The sequence below is a fragment of the Pseudomonas sp. LLC-1 genome (assembly GCF_002992185.1).
Lineage (GTDB): Bacteria > Pseudomonadota > Gammaproteobacteria > Pseudomonadales > Pseudomonadaceae > Aquipseudomonas > Aquipseudomonas monteilii.
Window position 1 is genome coordinate 408,631 of record NZ_LUVY01000012.1, and the last position, 18,948, is coordinate 427,578.

The 18,948-nt window shown below is 60.7% G+C and carries 20 protein-coding genes; 10 read left to right on the forward strand and 10 right to left on the reverse strand.

The window, feature by feature from the left end:
• Positions 1–65 precede the first annotated feature (65 nt).
• Complete coding sequence (locus tag A0O30_RS12810; RefSeq protein ID WP_105946736.1) at positions 66–737, forward strand: HD domain-containing protein; 672 nt, start codon at positions 66–68, stop codon at positions 735–737.
• A gap of 74 nt (positions 738–811) precedes the next feature.
• Here the strand turns inward: A0O30_RS12810 and A0O30_RS12815 are convergent, their stop codons facing one another.
• Entirely contained in the window at positions 812–2,341 is a 1,530-nt protein-coding gene (locus A0O30_RS12815; protein ID WP_105946737.1) for a Fic family protein, read from the reverse strand.
• A 204-nt stretch (positions 2,342–2,545) separates the two neighbouring features.
• Between A0O30_RS12815 and A0O30_RS12820 the strand changes: the two genes are divergently transcribed.
• On the forward strand, positions 2,546–2,746 hold the full coding sequence (locus A0O30_RS12820) for a DUF1737 domain-containing protein (protein WP_105946738.1): 201 nt from the start codon (positions 2,546–2,548) through the stop codon (positions 2,744–2,746).
• Here A0O30_RS12820 and A0O30_RS12825 read toward each other — a convergent pair.
• Entirely contained in the window at positions 2,743–4,125 is a 1,383-nt protein-coding gene (locus A0O30_RS12825) for a PLP-dependent aminotransferase family protein (RefSeq protein ID WP_105946739.1), read from the reverse strand. The two genes, A0O30_RS12820 and A0O30_RS12825, sit on opposite strands and share 4 nt — an antisense overlap.
• Before the next feature lie 121 nt (positions 4,126–4,246).
• Here A0O30_RS12825 and A0O30_RS12830 point away from each other — a divergent pair, with 121 nt between their 5' ends.
• The gene (locus A0O30_RS12830) at positions 4,247–5,116 is read left to right on the forward strand and encodes a DMT family transporter (RefSeq protein WP_105946740.1); all 870 of its coding nucleotides are present in this window, start codon (positions 4,247–4,249) and stop codon (positions 5,114–5,116) included.
• An 89-nt stretch (positions 5,117–5,205) separates the two neighbouring features.
• Here A0O30_RS12830 and A0O30_RS12835 read toward each other — a convergent pair whose 3' ends face one another.
• Entirely contained in the window at positions 5,206–6,243 is a 1,038-nt protein-coding gene (locus A0O30_RS12835; protein WP_105946741.1) for a sensor domain-containing diguanylate cyclase, read from the reverse strand.
• A gap of 212 nt (positions 6,244–6,455) precedes the next feature.
• Here A0O30_RS12835 and glsB point away from each other — a divergent pair, with 212 nt between their 5' ends.
• Positions 6,456–7,364: a glutaminase B gene (gene glsB, locus A0O30_RS12840; protein ID WP_016711224.1), complete on the forward strand. Its 909-nt coding sequence runs from the start codon at positions 6,456–6,458 to the stop codon at positions 7,362–7,364.
• Here the strand turns inward: glsB and A0O30_RS12845 are convergent, their stop codons facing one another.
• Positions 7,365–8,288 (reverse strand): LysR family transcriptional regulator, encoded by a 924-nt coding sequence (locus A0O30_RS12845; protein ID WP_105946742.1) that lies wholly within the window; start codon positions 8,286–8,288, stop codon positions 7,365–7,367.
• Positions 8,289–8,427: 139 nt separating this feature from the next.
• Between A0O30_RS12845 and A0O30_RS12850 the strand changes: the two genes are divergently transcribed.
• On the forward strand, positions 8,428–9,252 hold the full coding sequence (locus tag A0O30_RS12850; protein ID WP_105946743.1) for a phytanoyl-CoA dioxygenase family protein: 825 nt from the start codon (positions 8,428–8,430) through the stop codon (positions 9,250–9,252).
• Positions 9,253–9,332: 80 nt separating this feature from the next.
• A complete protein-coding gene (locus A0O30_RS12855) occupies positions 9,333–10,724 on the forward strand; it encodes an amino acid permease (protein WP_105946744.1) in 1,392 nt (463 codons plus the stop codon).
• Positions 10,725–10,776: 52 nt separating this feature from the next.
• On the opposite strand, the gene A0O30_RS12860 is transcribed toward A0O30_RS12855, so the two are convergent.
• Together A0O30_RS12860 and A0O30_RS12865 are read right to left on the reverse strand one after the other, a co-directional pair.
• On the reverse strand, positions 10,777–11,541 hold the full coding sequence (locus A0O30_RS12860) for a hypothetical protein (protein WP_105946745.1): 765 nt from the start codon (positions 11,539–11,541) through the stop codon (positions 10,777–10,779).
• Positions 11,542–11,605: 64 nt separating this feature from the next.
• Positions 11,606–12,883 carry a bifunctional O-acetylhomoserine aminocarboxypropyltransferase/cysteine synthase gene (locus A0O30_RS12865; protein WP_105946746.1) on the reverse strand — a complete coding sequence of 426 codons (1,278 nt, stop codon included), beginning with the start codon at positions 12,881–12,883 and terminating at the stop codon, positions 11,606–11,608.
• A gap of 209 nt (positions 12,884–13,092) precedes the next feature.
• On the opposite strand from A0O30_RS12865, the gene A0O30_RS27860 reads away from it, so the two are divergent.
• Positions 13,093–13,257, forward strand: a complete 165-nt coding sequence (locus tag A0O30_RS27860; RefSeq protein WP_177410275.1) for a hypothetical protein — start codon at positions 13,093–13,095, stop codon at positions 13,255–13,257.
• 88 nt (positions 13,258–13,345) lie between these two features.
• Here the strand turns inward: A0O30_RS27860 and A0O30_RS12870 are convergent, their stop codons facing one another.
• Both A0O30_RS12870 and A0O30_RS12875 read right to left on the reverse strand, forming a co-directional pair.
• Positions 13,346–14,353: a 5'-nucleotidase gene (locus A0O30_RS12870; RefSeq protein ID WP_105946747.1), complete on the reverse strand. Its 1,008-nt coding sequence runs from the start codon at positions 14,351–14,353 to the stop codon at positions 13,346–13,348.
• A gap of 58 nt (positions 14,354–14,411) precedes the next feature.
• Positions 14,412–14,657 carry a hypothetical protein gene (locus A0O30_RS12875; protein WP_060497252.1) on the reverse strand — a complete coding sequence of 82 codons (246 nt, stop codon included), beginning with the start codon at positions 14,655–14,657 and terminating at the stop codon, positions 14,412–14,414.
• A gap of 410 nt (positions 14,658–15,067) precedes the next feature.
• Here A0O30_RS12875 and A0O30_RS12880 point away from each other — a divergent pair, with 410 nt between their 5' ends.
• Positions 15,068–15,553 (forward strand): hypothetical protein, encoded by a 486-nt coding sequence (locus A0O30_RS12880; protein WP_105946748.1) that lies wholly within the window; start codon positions 15,068–15,070, stop codon positions 15,551–15,553.
• A gap of 7 nt (positions 15,554–15,560) precedes the next feature.
• Here A0O30_RS12880 and A0O30_RS12885 read toward each other — a convergent pair whose 3' ends face one another.
• Positions 15,561–16,472 carry a LysR family transcriptional regulator gene (locus tag A0O30_RS12885; RefSeq protein WP_105946749.1) on the reverse strand — a complete coding sequence of 304 codons (912 nt, stop codon included), beginning with the start codon at positions 16,470–16,472 and terminating at the stop codon, positions 15,561–15,563.
• A 94-nt stretch (positions 16,473–16,566) separates the two neighbouring features.
• Between A0O30_RS12885 and A0O30_RS12890 the strand changes: the two genes are divergently transcribed.
• Positions 16,567–17,736 (forward strand): MFS transporter, encoded by a 1,170-nt coding sequence (locus A0O30_RS12890; protein WP_105946750.1) that lies wholly within the window; start codon positions 16,567–16,569, stop codon positions 17,734–17,736.
• A 52-nt stretch (positions 17,737–17,788) separates the two neighbouring features.
• Here the strand turns inward: A0O30_RS12890 and A0O30_RS12895 are convergent, their stop codons facing one another.
• Positions 17,789–18,412, reverse strand: a complete 624-nt coding sequence (locus A0O30_RS12895) for a glutathione S-transferase family protein (protein WP_060497248.1) — start codon at positions 18,410–18,412, stop codon at positions 17,789–17,791.
• A gap of 199 nt (positions 18,413–18,611) precedes the next feature.
• Here A0O30_RS12895 and A0O30_RS12900 point away from each other — a divergent pair, with 199 nt between their 5' ends.
• Entirely contained in the window at positions 18,612–18,914 is a 303-nt protein-coding gene (locus tag A0O30_RS12900; protein WP_060497247.1) for a DUF3077 domain-containing protein, read from the forward strand.
• Positions 18,915–18,948: the final 34 nt, after the last annotated feature.

Genomic DNA, 18,948 nt, shown 5'->3' on the forward strand with positions numbered 1-18,948 from the left:
TTGTTTGCAAACGGGTGGGGTAATGTCGATTTGAAGTCTCACGATGAAAGTGGAATGTACCCACGATGACTAACGAAGTTTTCGCCCCTTTCCAGCGCTTGGCCGCTGACCTGCTGAAGCATTTACCCGCTGACCACCCAGACGGCTCCCACGACCTGTCCCACATCCATCGCGTGTGGGTCAACGCGCAACGGATACAGCGCGTAGAAGGCGGCGACCTGGAAGTGCTGCTTGCAGCGGCTCTGCTGCATGATTGTGTCGCAGTAGAAAAGAACTCGTCCTTGCGCGGGCAGGCGTCAACGCTGTCGGCAGAGAAGGCGATGTCAATCCTGGCTGGCATGGGATGGCCCATGCAGCGGATCGAACAGGTGGCGCATGCAATCAAAACCCACAGCTACTCGGCTGGCTTCGAACCACTCACCCTTGAGGCCAGGATTCTTCAGGACAGTGATCGCCTGGACGCCATCGGCGCAGTGGGTATCGCCCGGTGCTTTTACGTATCCGGGCGCATGGGGGCGGCGCTGTACGATTTTGAGAACCCCACTGCATTGGGCCGGGAATATCAGGATACGACGTATGCGATCGAGCACTTCCATACCAAGCTGCTCAAGCTCGCTTCAGGCTTTAAAACCCGCGAAGGGGCTCGCCTTGCGGCTGAGCGACATGCAAGGCTTCAGGCGTATCTTGCGGACTTTATGGATGAGGTCGGGACTGGAACTGCCGGCAGAGGTGCGTGAGCCTCTGTGAGTTTTGGTGTGCCTCTGCAAAGTGCTTGCCCGAGAAGCAAGCTGCTGCGCGGTGGCTGTGCAGGTCAGTACTTATCATCTGCTCCTGATTCTTCATCCTGATGCGCTTCCATCGCTGCACGTTTGGCAGCAAGCACCTGCTGTGTCGTCATCTCGATAAAGCCGAACACTGCTTCAGGCACCCTGTACAGGTATTGCTTGCGCCGATTGTTGGATACGACGCCGCCATTGCTCAGGCACATCATCACCAGGTTCGCGAGGTCGCTGCCGCGAACATCGAATCGCTCATCCACGGCCTTGTAGACGGCGTCATAGCTTTCCAGAAAGGCGGTCTCATCACGCAGCTCAACTTCCAGCGCACGTTTTGCCATCAGGCAAGTGAACACCACGCTGGGCGTTGCGTCCCAAAACCGATACACAGCATCCGCGCCCTTGAACTCAAAGCTGAACTGTTCGTAATCGATCCAGTTCACACGCCAAAACTCCCGCACCGGTCTGGAAAATGCCTGTAGCGTTTCCAGATAACGGTGTTCTTCTCGTTTCATGGCGACCGAAACAGGCAGTAGCAGGCCGTTCTCAAGCGCCCCTGAATGGCACAAGGCCTGGTGAATCAAGAAACGCGACAAGCGACCATTGCCATCCATGAATGGGTGCAGGAACACGAAACCAAAAGAGATGATGCCAGCAACAACCAGCGGATCGACCTGGCTTGGGGCTTCATTGGCAAAGCGCATCAGGCTTTCCATCAGCTCGCGGCACAATTCGGGAGCAGGGGGCACGTAGGTTACGCCGGCAGCGCCGTGCATGCCGTTGCTCAGGTGGTTCTGCTCATGCCGGAACGCTGCGGCCAGGTCCAGAGGGTTGGCCACGGTGGCGTTTTGCAGCGTGACCAGGTAGTCCTCGGTCAACGGTTGGCGCTCATGGGCCTGGCGCAGAAGCTGGATAAAGCGGCGGGATTTATCTTCTGTTGGCGCTTCTTTCTCGATGGCGAACGAGTCTTGGGTTTCGTGCAAGTATGCCCAGTTGATCGCCCGGTCCATCATCACCGGTGGCAGCGACTCGATGAACACCTTGGCTTTGCCCAGAATGTCATGCGCCAGCAGCGCTGAGACCTCTGGCGTTCGCTCGACGGTGGCGCAGTAGGTCAGGTCTCCCAAGCCATTGAACTCCACCCGCCACTTGGAGTTACGTTCGCCCGGCCGTGTAATGTATTGCTGCGGATCGAACAGCGGAATGAATGCACCGCGCACTGGCGAGGGCTGCACGATTTCTGCGCCAGTGAAGGCTTCCCTCAGGTAGCAGGCCTTACGGATATAAACGCCGTTGGGCGATGCCCGCAGCGCTTCCAGAAAATGCTCAGCAGGGATTTGTGGTAACGCTTGGGCGAGAATCGAAAGGTTGGTACCTTCATGTTTCAGTGCGAAAAGCACATGCCCCAGTAGGTCGTCCTCGGCAGGAGCGAGCTTTTGGGGCACTGCAAGCATGCGGTCGATTACTTTGATTCGGGTGACCGGCTGCACCCTTGCCGGGCGGTTTAGCGGCACCGCGGTTAACTGCAGCCTGTTGTGTAGTAGCGAATATCCGGCTGCCCGCATGCACATTTCCTTCTGTTTGATCGTGAGCGATGAGATTTTCTTCACTGGGCTCACAAAATCTTGAGATCTGGGGATTATGCCGACTTTTTCTTCAGTTTCCAGTTTCAAGGGTAGGTTTTGGGGCGCGCTTGGCGCCCAGGGCGTGGCTTGGCAGTTAATAGTACGCTTGGAAAACACACACACACTTCTGCAAGGATGGAACAGATGACTCAACCACCGGATGGGCTGCCGATTTACCGGGTGCTGACTGGCCCCGATGACGCTTCTTTTTGCCACAGGGTCAGTGATGCCCTGAAGCTGGGGTACCAACTCCATGGCGGGCCTGCGCTCACGTTCAATGGCAAAGATGTGATCGTAGCGCAGGCTGTTACCTGGCCCGGGGCGCAGGATGGCGCCCGTGACTAAGCGCTCAAGGCCCGTTTCAACACTTCGAAGATTCTGGCGTCCCCCGACTGCGCAACGTTGAACCGCAGAAAATCCCCCGCAGTCATGGACTGGCTAAAGGCATTCCCGGGCGCCAGCACCACGCCTTCATTCAAACAAGCCCTGGCCAGCGTTGCGGCATCCTTGCCTTGCGGCAGCTGGCACCAGGCGTACAGGCCAGCCTGGGGAATGATCCAGGGTTTGATACCAATCGCCTGAAGCCTGGCTACCGTTTTGTCCATTTGCTCGGCCAACCGAAGGCGCACGCTCTCCATGTGCTTTCGGTACCCGCTATCGGTAATCGCGTGGTGGATGATGTCCGCCGCCAGTCGCCCACCGCCGAAGGTGGTCGCAATCTTGAGGTCGACCAGGCCCTCGATCCATTCACCGCGCGCAGCGATGTAGCCGCAGCGGATTGAAGCGGAGATGGTTTTGGAAAAGCTGCCGATCTGGATGACCCGTGAGAGGCCATCGAATGCAGACAGGCGTGGCGCGGGCGTATGTTCGAAATCGCCGAAAATGTCGTCCTCGACAATCACCAGGTTGGAGGTGTCGGCCAGCTTCAGCAGCCTGTGTGCCGTGACCGGCGACAGGGTGGCACCGGTCGGGTTGTGGATGCCGGAATTTGTAATGTACAACCGGGGCGCATGCGCGAGCAGGGCAGCGCCGAATGCATCGATGTCCGGGCCGGTCGGCGTGTAGGGCACGCCCACAACGTTCACCCGGTGTGCTTTCAGCAGTGCGTGAAAGTTGAAATAGCAGGGGTCGTCCACCAGCACCGTGTCGCCCGGTTCCAGCAGAAAACGACAAATCAGGTCGATGGCGTGGGTGCCGGACTCGGTGAGCATGATCTGTTCAGGTGGGGCTTCGACCCCGATGCCTGCCAGCCGTCGCGACAAGAACTGCCGGAGCGGTGGATAGCCAAGCGGTGAAGCGTACTCCGTCAGTTTTGACGCGTCAGAACGGGCAACCATGCGAAGCGCTTTACGCACACCCGCTTCGTACATCCAGGAAGGCGGTAGCCACCCGCAACCGGGTTTCAACGCATCGAGGGAGGTTTCAAGCGATTGGCGCGAGATCCACAGCGGGTCGACGACACGATCCAGCTTGGGGCCAAGTTCGGTCAGTGCCAATGGCGCCACTGGCCCTGCGACGTAAAAGCCGGAGCCGGGGCGAGAGCTGAGTACACCCTCGGCCATTAACCGTTCATAGGCCTCAAGCACGGTAGAAACCGACACCTGCATGGCCTGGGCCATGGCGCGGACGGATGGGATTCTTGCGCCGGGTGTGTAGGTGCGAGAGGCGATCCTGGACTGGATCTCGGCCATGACCGTTCGAATTCGCGTGCCGCTGCGTTTCATCGCGCCCTCAACTGTGCTGGATTAATGTGCATAACAGTTCGGTTGAACTGTATTGGATTGTACATGGCCTGGGTGAGCCCGTCAGTGATGTACTTACGCCTGGCTTATCGAGGAATGAATGATGGAAAGAACAACAAGCGGGTGGGTCAACGGCTTCATAGGCGTCGCAATTTTTGCGGGCTCGTTGCCGGCAACCCGCGTGGCCGTGGCGGACTTTGAACCGACGTTTCTGACCTGTGCCAGGGCCACCATTGCCGCCTTGTTGGGTGCGCTGTTCTTGATCGTGCTGCGCCAGCCTCGGCCGAAGCGAGGTGACTTGGCGTCATTGGCGGTAACAGCGCTGGGCGTTGTCATCGGGTTCCCGCTGCTGACGGCACTGGCGCTCCAGCATGTCACCTCTGCCCATTCCATTGTTTTTGTCGGGCTGCTGCCGCTGTGCACCGCTGGGTTTGCCGTTTTGCGGGGCGGTGAGCGGCCTCGGCCGTTGTTCTGGCTGTTCTCGTTCATGGGGGCCGGGCTGGTCGCGGGCTATGCGTTGATGAATGGCGGCGAAGGGTCGTTGGTAGGCGACCTGCTGATGACGGCAGCGGTGGTTGTGTGTGGCCTGGGGTATGCAGAAGGGGCGCGGCTGTCGCGCACATTGGGCGGGTGGCAGGTGATCAGCTGGGCATTGCTGGTGGCGTTGCCGTTCATGCTGCTGCTGACGGTCGTTAATTTTCCGGCACCTGATGCCTTTGCCAAGGTAAGTGCGCCGGCGTGGTTCAGCTTTGGCTACGTTTCGCTGTTCAGCATGCTGATTGGCTTCGTGTTCTGGTACCGGGGGCTGGTCCAGGGTGGTATTGCGGCAGTCGGGCAACTGCAACTGTTTCAGCCGTTCATGGGGCTTGGGCTGGCGGCGTTGCTGCTGCACGAGCAGGTCAGCTGGTTGATGCTGGTGGTGACGCTGGGGGCTGTGATCTGTGTGGCCGGGGCCAGGAAGTACGCCCAATAAGCGAGTACAACGGTGGCTGGCGCTCGCCTTGGTCGTTGCCAGTACAAACAGGGCGAGCATACCGCCACACAGCCCGGATCGTGCTCGTCTCAACAAGGCGGCGCTACATAAACAACCCGGTCACGCCCGTTCTGTTTGGCGGTATAGAGCCCCTTATCGGCGCGCTCCAGTGCATTATCCAGCGTTTCACCATTGGCAAACAGGGTGCACCCTATGCTCAGGCTCACCTTCAATTGACCACTGGGCAACTGCATCGCCCCTGCACCCACCTGTTCCCGAATGCGCTCAGCAATCCGCTGCAGTTCTTCGCTGTCCTTGACCTGCAAAATCGCGACGAATTCCTCACCCCCATGGCGCACGAGCAGGTCATCGGGGCGCAGTGCAGCGCGCAGGCGGCGGGCAGTTTCGCACAGCACCTTGTCACCACCGCCATGGCCGTACTTGTCGTTGATGGCTTTGAAATGATCCAGGTCAGCATAAACCGCCCCCAACTGTAAGCCGTTCACCTCGGCCAGGCGCCGTTCATGTGCTTCAAACGCCGACAACGCGCCGCGGTTCCAGAGTTGTGTCAAAGGGTCGAGCAGGGCTTTGCGCTGCTCGCGATCCATTTCAAGGCGCAGGTCGCGGTTCACCTGTGCCAGGGTGCGCAGTTGCAGATACCCCTCGGCGAGCGTGGCCAGGTCCCTGAAGTTCGCTTGTTGGGCCTCGCTGAGCACGCGTGGCTGGGGGTCGAACATGCACAGCGTACCGATGGCTTTGCCGTTGCCGGCGCGCAAGGGGTGGCCGGCGTAAAAGCGGATATAGGGCGCGTTGAGCACGAGCGGATTGTCGACGAATCGCGTATCGCACATGGCATCGGGGATCATCAAGGTATCGTCGCCGAGAATGGCGTAGCCGCAGAAGGAAACACTGCGCGTCGTCTCACTTGCCTCAAGCCCTATCCGCGCCTTGAACCACTGCCGGTCCTGGTCGATGAGGCTGATAAGCACGGTGTCCACATGGGCCAGGTCCTGGGTGAGCCGTACCAAGGTATCGAGGTAGTGCTCGGCGGGTGTATCGACCAGGTTCATGTCATCGAGTGTGCGCTGGCGAAGCACTTCGTCAGCGGGTATGGGGCAAGCTGGCATCGTTGGTCCTCCATTCCTTGGTTAGCGGCCACTGCACCTGGCGGTGGCACGTTCTCTATACCGTCGAAGCAACCACAGCATAGGTTATGGCATCGAGCCATGGGCTGCCGGGTAGAGCGGCATTTCTTGCCGAGTGTGTGATTTCTTCCGCTCGACCTTCGTCAAGAAGGCTACCCCTTAGCCGTCGTCTGGGGACTGATACAGGGCCTTCCATGCAAACGCTGTTGAACGAGATTCTTGAAGAAGTACGTCCCTTGATCGGCAAGGGCAAAGTGGCGGATTACATTCCCGCGCTGGCCGATGTGCCGGCGAACCAGTTGGGCATCGCAGTCTATGGCAATGACGGCAGCTATCACTGCGCGGGCGACGCCCTGGTGCCATTTTCGGTGCAGAGTATTTCCAAGGTGTTCAGCCTGGTTCAGGCGATTGGACACTCGGGTGAAGCCATTTGGGAGCGGCTTGGCCATGAGCCCTCGGGGCAGCCGTTCAACTCGCTGGTGCAGCTGGAGTTCGAGCGCGGTCGCCCGCGCAACCCCTTTATCAATGCGGGTGCGTTGGTGATCTGTGATATCAACCAGTCGCGCTTTGCAGCACCCACGTTGTCGATGCGCGATTTCGTCCGACGGCTCTCGGGCAACCCCCACATCTCTATCGATGCCCGTGTTGCGGATTCTGAATATCAATTCCGCGCGCGCAACGCAGCCATGGCTTACCTGATGCAGTCCTTTGGCAACTTCCATAACGAGGTGGAGGCTGTGCTGCGCAGTTATTTCAGTTACTGCGCGCTGCAAATGAACTGCCTGGATCTGGCCCGGGCGTTCTGCTTCCTGGCCAACGATGGGTTCTGCAAGCACAGCGGTGAGCAGATTCTGACCCGACGCCAGACGCAACAGGTGAACTCGATCATGGCCACCAGCGGGCTGTATGACGAAGCAGGGAACTTCGCCTATCGGGTGGGGTTGCCTGGCAAGAGTGGCGTGGGGGGCGGGATTGTGGCGATCGTGCCGGGGCAATTCACGGTGTGCGTGTGGTCGCCGGAGTTGAATGCGGCAGGCAACTCCCTCGCCGGGATGGCGGCGCTGGAGTTGCTGAGTTCGCGGATTGGCTGGTCGGTGTTTTGATCAGTGGGCGGGGTTGTCTGTAGCGGAGCCTGCTATCGCCTTAGCAACCCAACCCTTGAACGTCTCCGCTACCGGCGATGGGTGCATCATGCCTGATTGGGCCAACACCACTTTTTGCGGGGATACCGCTTCCAGCAAGGGCCGGCATAACAACGGTGTGCCGTCATAGCAGTGGTCCCCGGAGGGCCGGGTGCAAGACAGGGCAACGCCGTAGCCATGCGCGACCAGGCCCCGCTGCATTTCAAAGGTCTGGGTGTATTGCTGGCTACGCGGTTGCAGGTTATGCGCCCAAAACAGTGAAAGGAAATACTCACGCGTTTGAGCGATGTCCTCAAGAATCAGGCATTCCTGCGCCAGTTCATGCAGCGGTATCGCAGCCAGGTGGGCCAGGCGGTGGTCTGTGGCGATGAGCGCGTAAGGTTTCAGCTCAGCCAGCACCTGGCGCGGCAGCAAAGGATCAAGGCCTATGTCGTACGTCAGCGCGAGCTCGGCTTTACCGGCGCTCAGGTGGCGGTGCACGCCTGCCAGGTCTGTCTCGAACAGGGTGACCTCGACATCGGGATACTGCTTGCGAAAGCTCGATAGCAGGCGTGGCGCGTAGTAGGGGCCCAGGTCTTGAAAGCAGATAAGCGACAGGTTGCCGCGAAGCGAGCCTTGGGGGGTATCTGCGTTCTGGTTCATGGCGATGGCCATGCCGATGATATCGCGTGCCTGGGCTAGCAAGCGCGTGCCTGCAGACGTCAGCTCCAGCCCGCGACTGACCTGACGCCGGAAAAGCCGCTCGTTCAGCGCCTCTTCAAGCTGGGCAATCGCAACCGAAACCGAAGGCTGCGAAACGTGCCTGGCTCTCGCCGCAGCGCTGATGCTGCCGTGTTCGGCCACGGCGACGAAGTACTCAAGCTGCCTGAACGAGAAACCTATCATGTTTTCCTATACTCGGGATTAGGAAATATATTCTTTTCCTATTGGTGCCAAAAAGCAATACTCGCTGTGCACCTTGCTTGTTCCACTTAAAACACTGGCAGTGGTGCTGTTGCCCAATAAAAAGACCAAAGGGTGCGTTATGAAACAGTCCGCCGAATTTCAACTCAGTGATGAAACCATCGAGGCTTTTCAGCGTGATGGTGCTGTTTGCGTACGTCATTTATTCACGCCGGAAGAAGTTGCACTGCTGGAGGCCGGCATTGAACAGAACCTGAAAGCGCCAAGCGAGCGCGCCAAAGTGGCCAGCCGCCCGGACGACCCGGGTTGGTTTTTCGAAGACTTCTGCAACTGGCGCGATATCGCGGCTTATCGCCAGTTCATCTTCGAGAGCCGGGTGGGCAGTGTGGCTGCACAACTGATGAGCAGCGAAACAGCCCGGCTTTATCACGACCACCTGTTGGTGAAAGAGCCGAACACGCGCCAGCGCACGCCTTGGCATCAGGACCAGCCCTATTACAACATCGACGGGCGCCAGAACTGCAGCATGTGGATGCCGGTCGACCCGGTCTCAAGAGCGTCCACCCTTGAATTCGTGGGGGGCTCGCACCTTGGGCCGTGGCTGATGCCACGCAGCTTCCTCGACAGCCAGGCGCAGTGGTTCCCGGAAGGCAGCCTTGCGGATTTGCCGGATATAGAGGCCGATCGCAGCGCCTGGAATATCCTCGGCTGGGACCTCTCCCCAGGCGACGCCGTGTTCTTCCACATGCTCACCTTGCACGCCTCCGGCGGTGTCGGGGGCAATCGTCGGCGTCGTGCCTTCTCGGTTCGCTTCCTGGGTGACGACATCACCCACGCACCGCGCCAGTGGAAAACCTCGCCACCGTTTCCCGGCCTTGAAACGCAACTGGCCAGCGGCGCCCAAATGGACCATGAGCTGTTCCCGGTGCTGTGGCCACGGGCTTGATGAATGTAGAAATGCGTGCCTGATAAAACCGCACGGCATCAGCGTTGTGCGGACCTGATAATAAAAGCAAGAAGGTATCTATGAACGCTCAATCTTCGCATCAGCTGAAGCGGGGTCTCTCTACCCGGCATATTCGTTTCATGGCGTTAGGCTCTGCAATTGGGACGGGCCTGTTTTATGGCTCGGCGTCGGCAATAAAACTGGCAGGGCCTTCGGTTTTACTTGCTTATCTAATCGGCGGTGCAGCCATTTACATGATGATGCGCGCCCTTGGTGAAATGGCGGTTCATAACCCGGTATCCGGTTCTTTTGGCCACTATGCCAGCCAATACCTGGGGCGCTACTTTGGCTTTCTGACAGGCTGGAGCTATGCGTTCTCGATGCTGGTGGTGTGCCTGGCAGACGTGACGGCGTTTGGTGTTTACATGGGGCTGTGGTTCCCTGAAACACCTGCGTGGATCTGGGTGCTCGGGATTGTGTTGTTTATCGGGGCGCTTAACCTGTGCAGTGTGAAAGTGTTCGGGGAGATGGAGTTCTGGCTGTCGCTGCTGAAGGTGACCGCTATCGTTGCCATGATTGTGGCAGGTGGGGCTGTGCTGCTGATGGGTATCCAGTTGAATGAGGAGGCAGGCACGGTTGCCGGCGTTTCCAATCTATGGAGCCATGGCGGGTTCTTCCCCAATGGCATCAGCGGGATGATTGCGTCCTTCACCGTGGTGATGTTCGCCTTTGGCGGGGTCGAGATGATCGGCATCACCGCAGGTGAGGCGAGGGACCCTAAGCGTGTGCTGCCAAAGGCCATCAATTCAGTGCCGCTGCGTATCCTGTTGTTCTACATCCTTACGCTGTTCGTACTCATGGCCATTTACCCATGGACCAGTATCGGCAGCCACGGTAGCCCGTTCGTTCAGATCTTCAGTGGCCTTGGCATCAGCTCAGCGGCAACCGTGTTGAACATCGTGGTGATTTCAGCGGCTGTTTCAGCAATCAATAGCGATATCTTCAGCGCCGGGCGCATGATGTACGGCATGGCGCAGAACGGCCAGGCCCCCGCTGGTTTCGCCTCACTGTCGCGGTTTGGGGTGCCGTGGATGACGGTCGCGGTGATGGGAGTCGCGCTACTGCTGGGTGTGGTACTGAACTACCTGGTGCCGGAAGACTTGTTCCTGATACTCGCTGCGGTGGTCACGTTCTCGATTGTGTGGGTCTGGTTGATGATCCTGTTGTCTCAGGTGGCCATGCGGCGTGGCATGAGCAAGGAAGAGGCTGCTGCACTGGATTATCGGGTGCCACTGTGGCCCGTAGGGCCAGCTTGCGCGATTGCCTTCATGGTGTTCATTTTTGGTGTGCTCGGTTGGTTCCCGGCGAGCCGCACAGCCATGTATGTCGGGGTTGGCTGGTTGGTCCTTCTCTCCTTGGGCTACTGGCTGTGGGGCGTGCGTGGCCCGCGCCCGGTGTCAGCCGTTACGTGATGCAGAGCGGGCCGTTCGACCGAGCAGTGCTGAACCATCCCGCCCAGGCTTGTCAGCGCCGTCGCAGTACCGTGGCCAGGCCGACGGTCAGCGCCACGGCGCAGAGCATGGCCAGGCTGATGGCGACGGTAACGCCCCACGTGTCGAGCAACGCGGCCAACACCAGGTAAAACGCAATCACCCCCACCGCCCCAATCGCATTGCCCCGTACCATGGCCGCCATGCCGGCCCGGCCATTCTGCACATGGGCGAACACCACCAGCGGCCAGGCAATCACTGGAATCGGCGCCAGCATCCCGCTGGTTGCCGGGCCCAGCCAGCTGGCCAGGCGAGTGGTGATCATCAGCAGGGACGTGGCAGATACCATTCGCAGCGGGATCTCCCAGTACCGGTGCCGGGGGCGGGCCAGGGTATCGGGTTTGGGCTCTTGACCGCTGGCGCGTATCAGTACGCCGATCAGCACCAGCGCCACGGCAATCGACAGGTACAGGTTGCCCCAGTGCGTAAACGCATAGGCAGCCAGCCCGTAAAACAGCAACGCCAGCGGCACGGCCTGGGCGATGCCGAGCCTGCGTGTGGCCAACAGGTAAAACATATAGGTGGCTTGCACTGCCGCCAGGCCGCCCAGTGCGCCGGGCAATGCACCCAAGGCGAAAGCCGTGCCCTGTTCCAGGCACAGGAAGGTCATCACCAGCGCGGAGGTGATCGGCAGGCCGGACAGCAGCCCACCCAGCAGGCCGCCCCAGCGCCGCGAGGCAAGGGAAATGGCCCACATCAGCAGGGGCGTGACAATCAGCTTGAGGTAGAACAGGGTCATTGCGGGGGTGTCCAGGCTCGGTGAAGGTGCGCCCGCCGTCAGCATTGGGTGGGGCGCGGATGAATCAGGTGCGGCTGGCCTCCAGGGCCTGGGCCAGGTCGGCGATGATGTCGTCGCTGTGCTCGATGCCGATCGACAAACGCACCATGTCCCGTGGCACGCCGGCCTTTTCAAGCTCTTCATCGTTGAGCTGGCGGTGGGTGGTGGAGGCGGGGTGGCAGGCCAGCGACTTGGCGTCGCCGATGTTCACCAGGCGCACCACCAGTTGCAGCGCATCGATGAAGCGCGCACCGGCCGCCTGGCCTCCCTTGATGCCAAACGACAAGATCGAAGCGGGCTTGCCACCGGTGTAGCGTTGGGCCAGTTCATGCTCGGGGTGGTCGGGCAGCCCGGCGTACTTCACCCAGGCCACCTGTTCGTGAGCCTGCAGGTAAAGGGCGACCTTCAGCGCGTTTTCGGTGTGGCGTTCCATGCGCAGGGCCAAGGTTTCCAGGCCTTGCAGGATCAGGAAGGCGTTGAACGGCGACAGCGCGGCGCCGGTGTTGCGCAACGGCACCACGCGGCAGCGGCCGATGAAGGCGGCGGGGCCGAAGGCTTCGGTATAGGTGACGCCGTGGTAGGAAGGGTCGGGCGTATTTAGCAAGGCGAAACGTTCCTTGTTGTCCGCCCAAGGGAACTTGCCGGAGTCGATGACGATGCCGCCGATGCTGGTGCCGTGGCCGCCGATGTACTTGGTCAGCGAATGCACGACGATGTCCGCGCCATGCTCGAACGGTCGGCACAGCACTGGAGTGGCCACGGTGTTGTCGACGATCAGTGGCACACCATGGCGGTGGGCGGCTTCGGCCAGTGCGGCGATATCGACGATATTGCCGGCAGGGTTGCCGATGGACTCGCAGAACACCGCCTTGGTGCGTGCGTCGATCAACGCTTCGAGGGCCGCGATGTCGTCATGGGCGGCGAAGCGGGTATGGATGCCCATGCGTGGCAGGGTATGGGCCAGCAGGTTGTAGGTACCACCGTACAGCTTGGCCACCGAGACAATGTTGTCGCCGGCCTCGGCGACCGTCTGGATGGCGTAGGTGATGGCTGCCATGCCCGAGGCCACCGCCAGCGCGCCAACCCCGCCTTCGAGGGCGGCCATGCGCTGCTCCAGCACGTCGTTGGTGGGGTTCATGATGCGCGAGTAGATGTTGCCGGCCACCTTCAGGTCGAACAGGTCGGCACCGTGCTGGGTGTCGTCGAAGGCGAAGGAGGTGGTCTGGTAAATGGGTACGGCCACCGCCCGGGTGGTCGGGTCGGGGCTGAAGCCCGCATGGACGGCGAGGGTTTCCAGCTTCATGCAATCGTTCCTTGAGCGTGGGTGGAAGCGTTCGAGCATGCGGTGGTGCGAGGGCGTGGGTCAAGGGCGTCGTGCCGGCGCTCACTGGGCCTGGGCAGATTGTAAAGATAGGCAAAGATTCCCCGGGCCATCACACCGCCGCTCTAGAATCCGCCCGCTGCCGTACCGGCCCACGGTGGGTGGCAGATCTAGCCTTGTGGAGCGTTCCAATGAAGTCGAAACACCTTTTCCGCGCAGCCCTGGTTGCGGCGCTGGTATCCGCGTTGTCGGGTTGCTGGATGTTCATGCCGCCGGGTGGTGGCGGTGGTCATGGGGGGGGTGGCCATGGCGGTGGCGGTGGCTTTGGTGGCCATCAGGGCGGCGGCCCACGCTAAGCTGACCCCGCGATGGAACGCACTGCCTCGGCCGGGCTGCAACAGTGCACCCGGCGCGAGCGCACTCACCACGCCGGCCCCGTCCAGGTCACTGGCTATCTTGCGCTGAATGATCAGCTTGCAGGGTTTCAGCAGGTGCTGTGATTGTGTGAGAAAGCTTCGGCGTCGTGTGCCTGTTCGCCACCCCGAATGGCACATGCACCATTGGCAGATTCCCGGCTGGCGATTGCAAGTGAGAGCGCTGGTCGTCAAAGAACACATGCGGCTTGAGGATCGACAGCACCCTGGGCTTTTCCATCCCGCCTAGAAAGAAGCATTCATCCGGCGACACGCCCCAATCCTTCAAGGTCGTCACCACACGCTCATGCGAGGGGGCGTTGCGCGCCGTGACGATGGCAATGCGCAGAATCCGCTTGTAGTTTGGGTCTTCTGCCAGCTTGCGATCCTCCAGCATGCGAATCAGTGAAAGTTTGCGGTACAAGTCGGCCAAGGGCCCTGGCGAGTGCGGGGTGCCTTTGTGTACGCGCTCATGTTCCTGAAAGTCGTTCAGGTTGTCGTTGCGCTTGTACACGCTCTCTGCTTCATCGTCGGCAATCACGCCATCGAAGTCGAAGGCCACCCGCAGCTCTGTGTCTATTTCATCGTCGTAGATGCGTGTAGGCAGCACCCGCCCGGCCGGGTAGTTGGCGTCGATGGCCTTTTGCACATCTTCTTCGTTGGCACTGAGGAACAGCGACGCATTGAACGCCGGGATGTATTCATAGGGCGAGCGGCCCGACATGAACGCCGCGCGGGTAATGTCCAGCTGGTAGTGGCTTATCGAGCGGAACACCCGCAGGCCGGTTGCCGGCGAGTTGCGTGAGAGCAGCACCACTTCCACTGGCAATTGGTCGGGGAAGGCCTGGTTGATGCTCAGGAAGCGGCGAATGAACGGGAACGCCACTCCCCTGGGAAACGGTTCGTCCAGGTTGTCTTCCTGGTGCTGGCGGTAGGCTTCGACCCCTTGGGTCTTGTAGATGTCGTCCGAGACGGTGAGGTCGAACAGCGCACTCGAGGCAACGCCGATGACGAGTTTCTGTTCAATGGGATAAGGCATGAAGCTGCTCCTGCAAGTGGCCTGGGGCAAGTGTACGCGTACGCTGTGTGTAAAGCCCTCAGGCTTCCGGGGTCAGCCCGAGCAGCACTTGAATCTGGTACTGCAACTGGCTCACATGTTCGCGCTCTGCGCGCAGGGCCGCGTGCAATGTGCTGTTCTCCTGTTTGTGGAGGCGGGCGGTTTGCTCCAGTTCACGGTCGCTCTGCAACAGGTTCCACATCTCGCCTTGGCGGACGGATTGCAGGCATACAAGCAGCAGGGTGATGCCGCAGACACACAGCAGGGAGATTTCCAGCGCTTCCATTTAACGTTTCCTTGGGACGTGGCAACAAGCCGGTAAGCGAGACGATATGTCTATTATTAATACATGTCGATATTGGTTACCTGTACAGGTAAAAGAATGGTGCAGGTTCCTCGGGGCTTGCCTGGGTACGGCAGCACGCAAAATCAAGGCAATTTGACATCACGCTTCGGATGCAGCGCCGTTCTGGCAAGGCTTTGCCTGCAATCGGCCTGTTGTTGGCAGAAGAAGGGTGGTTTTGCCCAAATATGGCTGGTTAGTTGACATATGCGGAAGGCTTTACTTGGCTGTGAGCAAGCCGGTCAGGCATCTCAGATGCTGACCAATCACTCAATTGCGCGACGCATCAGTGGATCCGGTGATGCCATTTTGATAGCTTTCCGCCCATTGCCGCTGTATCCGGATAGGTATTGATGAACCAGCCACACGAACACAGCACTTTGACCCCGCTCGCGGAGCCGACGGTGGACAAGGTGATCGAAAGCACCCCTCAGGCAGATGCTTCGCCTCAGCCGGCCTCCGAGCAAGGCACGTTGCAGGCCAGTATCGATGCACTGAACCAGAAGCTTGTGGCAAGTACCCTGGCCCGGGTGCAGAAGGAAGGGGCTATCCGCAAGCGCCTTGAACAGCACCAGCAACAACTGGCAGAAGGCAACCTGGCCAGGGAGGGCCTGTCGAGCACGGTGACCACGGCGCTGAAGAAGCTCGCACTGGCGACCAATACCCAGGCAGACCGCGTCGACAGCGTGGAGGCGCGGTTGGCCAGCCTGGCCGAACGCCAGTGTGAGTGCGAAAGCCAGCAAGCGCACGGTTGGCCAGCGTATCTGGAGCGTCATGCCGTGTCGTTGGTGGCCTTGGCCGTGGCGGTGTTCACGCTGGGGCTGCACGTGCTTGGTTAATGCACCGCTATAGGAGCGTGCGCCGGCTGCCAGACAGCTGCTCTACCAGAAAGTCCACAAACACCCGCACCCGCGCCGGCATCGCCGAGCCGCCAACGAACACCGCATGAATCGGCTCGCGATCGTCAGGGTTGTACGCCTCCAGCAGCGGTACCAGCTGCCCGCTGGCCAGGTCATCGACCACGGTGAAGGTGCCGATGCGCGCTATGCCGGCCCCCAGCCTGGCCAGTTGTGCCAGGGCTTCACCGCTGCTGCATTCGATATTGCCGGTCACCTTCAGTGAAAACACTTCGCCATTGCGACGAAACGGCCAGTCGGGTGCGGCGCGGCGAAAGTTGAAGCGCAGGCAGTTGTGCCGGGCCAGGTCCTCTGGCACCAATGGGGTACCGCAGCGTTGCAGGTACTCGGGCGAGGCGACCACTACCTGGCCGGTTTCGCCAATGGCACGCGCACTCAATGAGCTGTCTGGCAGGTGGCCGAAGCGCAGCGCCACGTCGGTCTGGCCGCCGAGAATATCGGCAACCTCGTCGCTGAGGGTCAGGTCGACCAGCACTTGAGGATAACGCGCGCTGAACGCTGCCAGCAGCGGCACCACGGTCAGGCGGCCATGGCCCAGCGCCGCGCTTACCCGCAAGCGGCCGCGTGGCACGCCTTGGTCGGTGATGGCGTCCTCCAGTTCCAGCATGTCGGCCAGCACCCGTCGCGCACCGCGCAGGTAGGCCTCACCCTCGGGGGTGAGGGTGATCGCCCGGGTTGTGCGAAGCAGCAGGCGCGTGCCCAGGCGCTGTTCGGTACGGGCGAGGATGCGGCTGACGGCAGAAGGTGTCAGGCCCAGTGCCCGGGCAGCGGCGGACAGGCTGCCTTCTTGCGCCACCCTGGCAAAAATCTCCATCTCTCCGGATCTTCCACTGAAGTCCATTTGTGTCTCGCAGGCAAAGGTGATTCGCAAAAACGCAGTCTAGTGCGTTTTTTAAACAGTTTGTAGCATTTGCGGCATAGATAAGGAGCTTGCCATGCGTATCAATCCACCTCTGGTTGCACTCGCCATCGGTGCCTTCGGCATCGGTGTCACCGAGTTCGCCCCCATGGGCATGTTGCCCAGTATCGCCACCGACCTTGGCGTTTCCATTCCTGCTGCAGGGCTGTTGGTCAGTGCCTATGCCATCGGTGTGCTGATTGGCGCGCCGCTGATGACCCTGGCCACGGTGAAGATCCCGCGACGATACCTGTTGATCGGGCTGATGGCCATTTTCACCTTGGGCAACCTGATGTCGGCGCTGGCCAGTGACTACGCCAGCCTGCTGGTGGCCCGCGTGGTCACTTCGTTGAACCACGGCGCATTTTTCGGCATCGGCTCGATCGTTGCGGCCAGTGTGGTGCCGCCCGAGAAGCGCGCTGGCGCCGTGGCGGCGATGTTCATGGGCTTGACCCTGGCCACCATCGGCGGGGTGCCGCTGGCGACCTGGTTTGGTGAAATGCTGGGCTGGCGCACAGCGTTCTGGGGTATTGCCGGGCTTGGCCTGGTGGCGATGACCACGCTCTGGTATGCGCTGCCCAATGTCGCATTGCCGAAGGGTGACGGCGCCATGGCAGAAATCCGCGTGTTGGGCCGCGGGCCGGTATTGGCGGCCTTGCTGCTGACCGTGGTGGGTTCCAGTGCAATGTTTACCGTGTTCACCTACATCGCGCCAATCCTGCAGAATGAGGCGGCGGCGTCTACCACCTTCGTGACAGTCATGCTGGTGCTGTTCGGGGTTGGCTTGACCCTGGGCAATGTGTGGGGTGGCAAGGCAGCGGACCGTTCGATCGATCGCACCCTGATCCTGTCGTTGGCGGTGCTGATTGCGGTGCTGCTGGTGTTTCCGCTGGTTCTGGCCTGGCCACTGCCGACGGCTTTGGCGGTGCTGGTCTGGGGTGCCGCCAGCTTTGCCCTGGTGCCGCCGTTGCAGATGCGGGTGATGGAAGCGGCCAAGGATGCGCCCAACCTGGCGTCGGCGGTGAACATCGGCGCGTTCAACCTGGGCAATGCGATTGGCGCGGCGCTCGGTGGCGCGGTGATCAATGCAGGGTTGGGTTACCCGGCGATTGCCCTGGCAGGCGCGGCGATGGCGGCGTTGGGGCTGGTGATGGTGCTGCTGTTTGCCTGGCGTGGTCGGATGGTGGCGGGCCAGGTTGCGGCGTAACAAGCCTGTATCGCCGGGGCTGCACGCAGCCCCGGCGTCTTCCTTTTGGCTGTTAGGGCGTGCCGTTGCGACCATGCAGGTGATAGGCCGGGCGCTCGCTCAGGCGTTCGTAGTAATCACGTACGGCCGGCAAGTGCGGGTGCTCGAACGGTGTTTCGAACCAGCGGTTGACCGACAGGCCGATAGGGATGTCGGCCAGGGTGAACTGGCTGCCGGCCACATAGGCACCGGTGCTGGCCAGCTGGCGGTCAAGGATGTGCATGTAACGCGACCACTCGGCGCAGCCGGCGGCAAGCGCCTGTGGGTCCTGGTGGGCGGGCGAATGCCTGACCAGCGACATGAATGCATAGCTCCAGGAGCGGTTCAGGTCCGAGGCCTGCCAGTCGATCCACTGGTCGATCCTGGCCCGTGCCTGCGCCTCGCTCGGGTAGAACGCAGTGGCACCGTAGCGGTTGGCCAGGTAGCGGATGATGCTGTTGGACTCCCACAGCGTAAAGTCGCCATCCTGGATCACCGGGATCATGGCGTTGGGGTTAAGCGCAAGGAACTCGGCACGGTCGGTAGGCTGGAAGCCCGAGCCCCAGTCTTCACGCTCGAATGCGACTTCGAACTCGGCACAGGCCCACAGGACTTTCCGCACGTTGATGGAAGAGGCTCGGCCCAGTATCCGTAGCATGGTATTCGTCCTTGTAGAGGGGGAGTTGATCGTCCGCCACTGCCCAGGGGCTGGTCAAGGGGCAGATCAGCGACCGAGCGCCCCTTCAGCCGGGTTCTTGTAGGCCATTTCCGAAAGTAACCCTTTCCACCCCATTGGCCATTGTGGTCGCGCCGGCAGCCCCCTAGTCTCGGCACGCTCGTAACCCCGAGGAATGGACATGGACAACGACACGCCCCAAAACAGCAGCAAGCTCAATGTCGTGAGCGCGGCAAGCCGGTTTGGCAATGCCAATGCCGAACTGGTGCAAATGAAACCTCAGCTGCCATTGCGCACCGCACTGATGGAAGCTTCCAGCATCATGGGTTGCATCACCGAAATCACCCGCAAGGCCATCGACAGGCCAGGTGACCGCAAGGCGATGATGCAAGCCACGTTCTATCTGGCAGGCATGGCCAAGGCACTGATCGATGGCCAGTTGCTGCAGATGCGTCAGGCGCGCGAAGGCGAAGGTGACGCCTAGCCAGGCTTGCCTGGGGGCCACGAACTTGGCAACC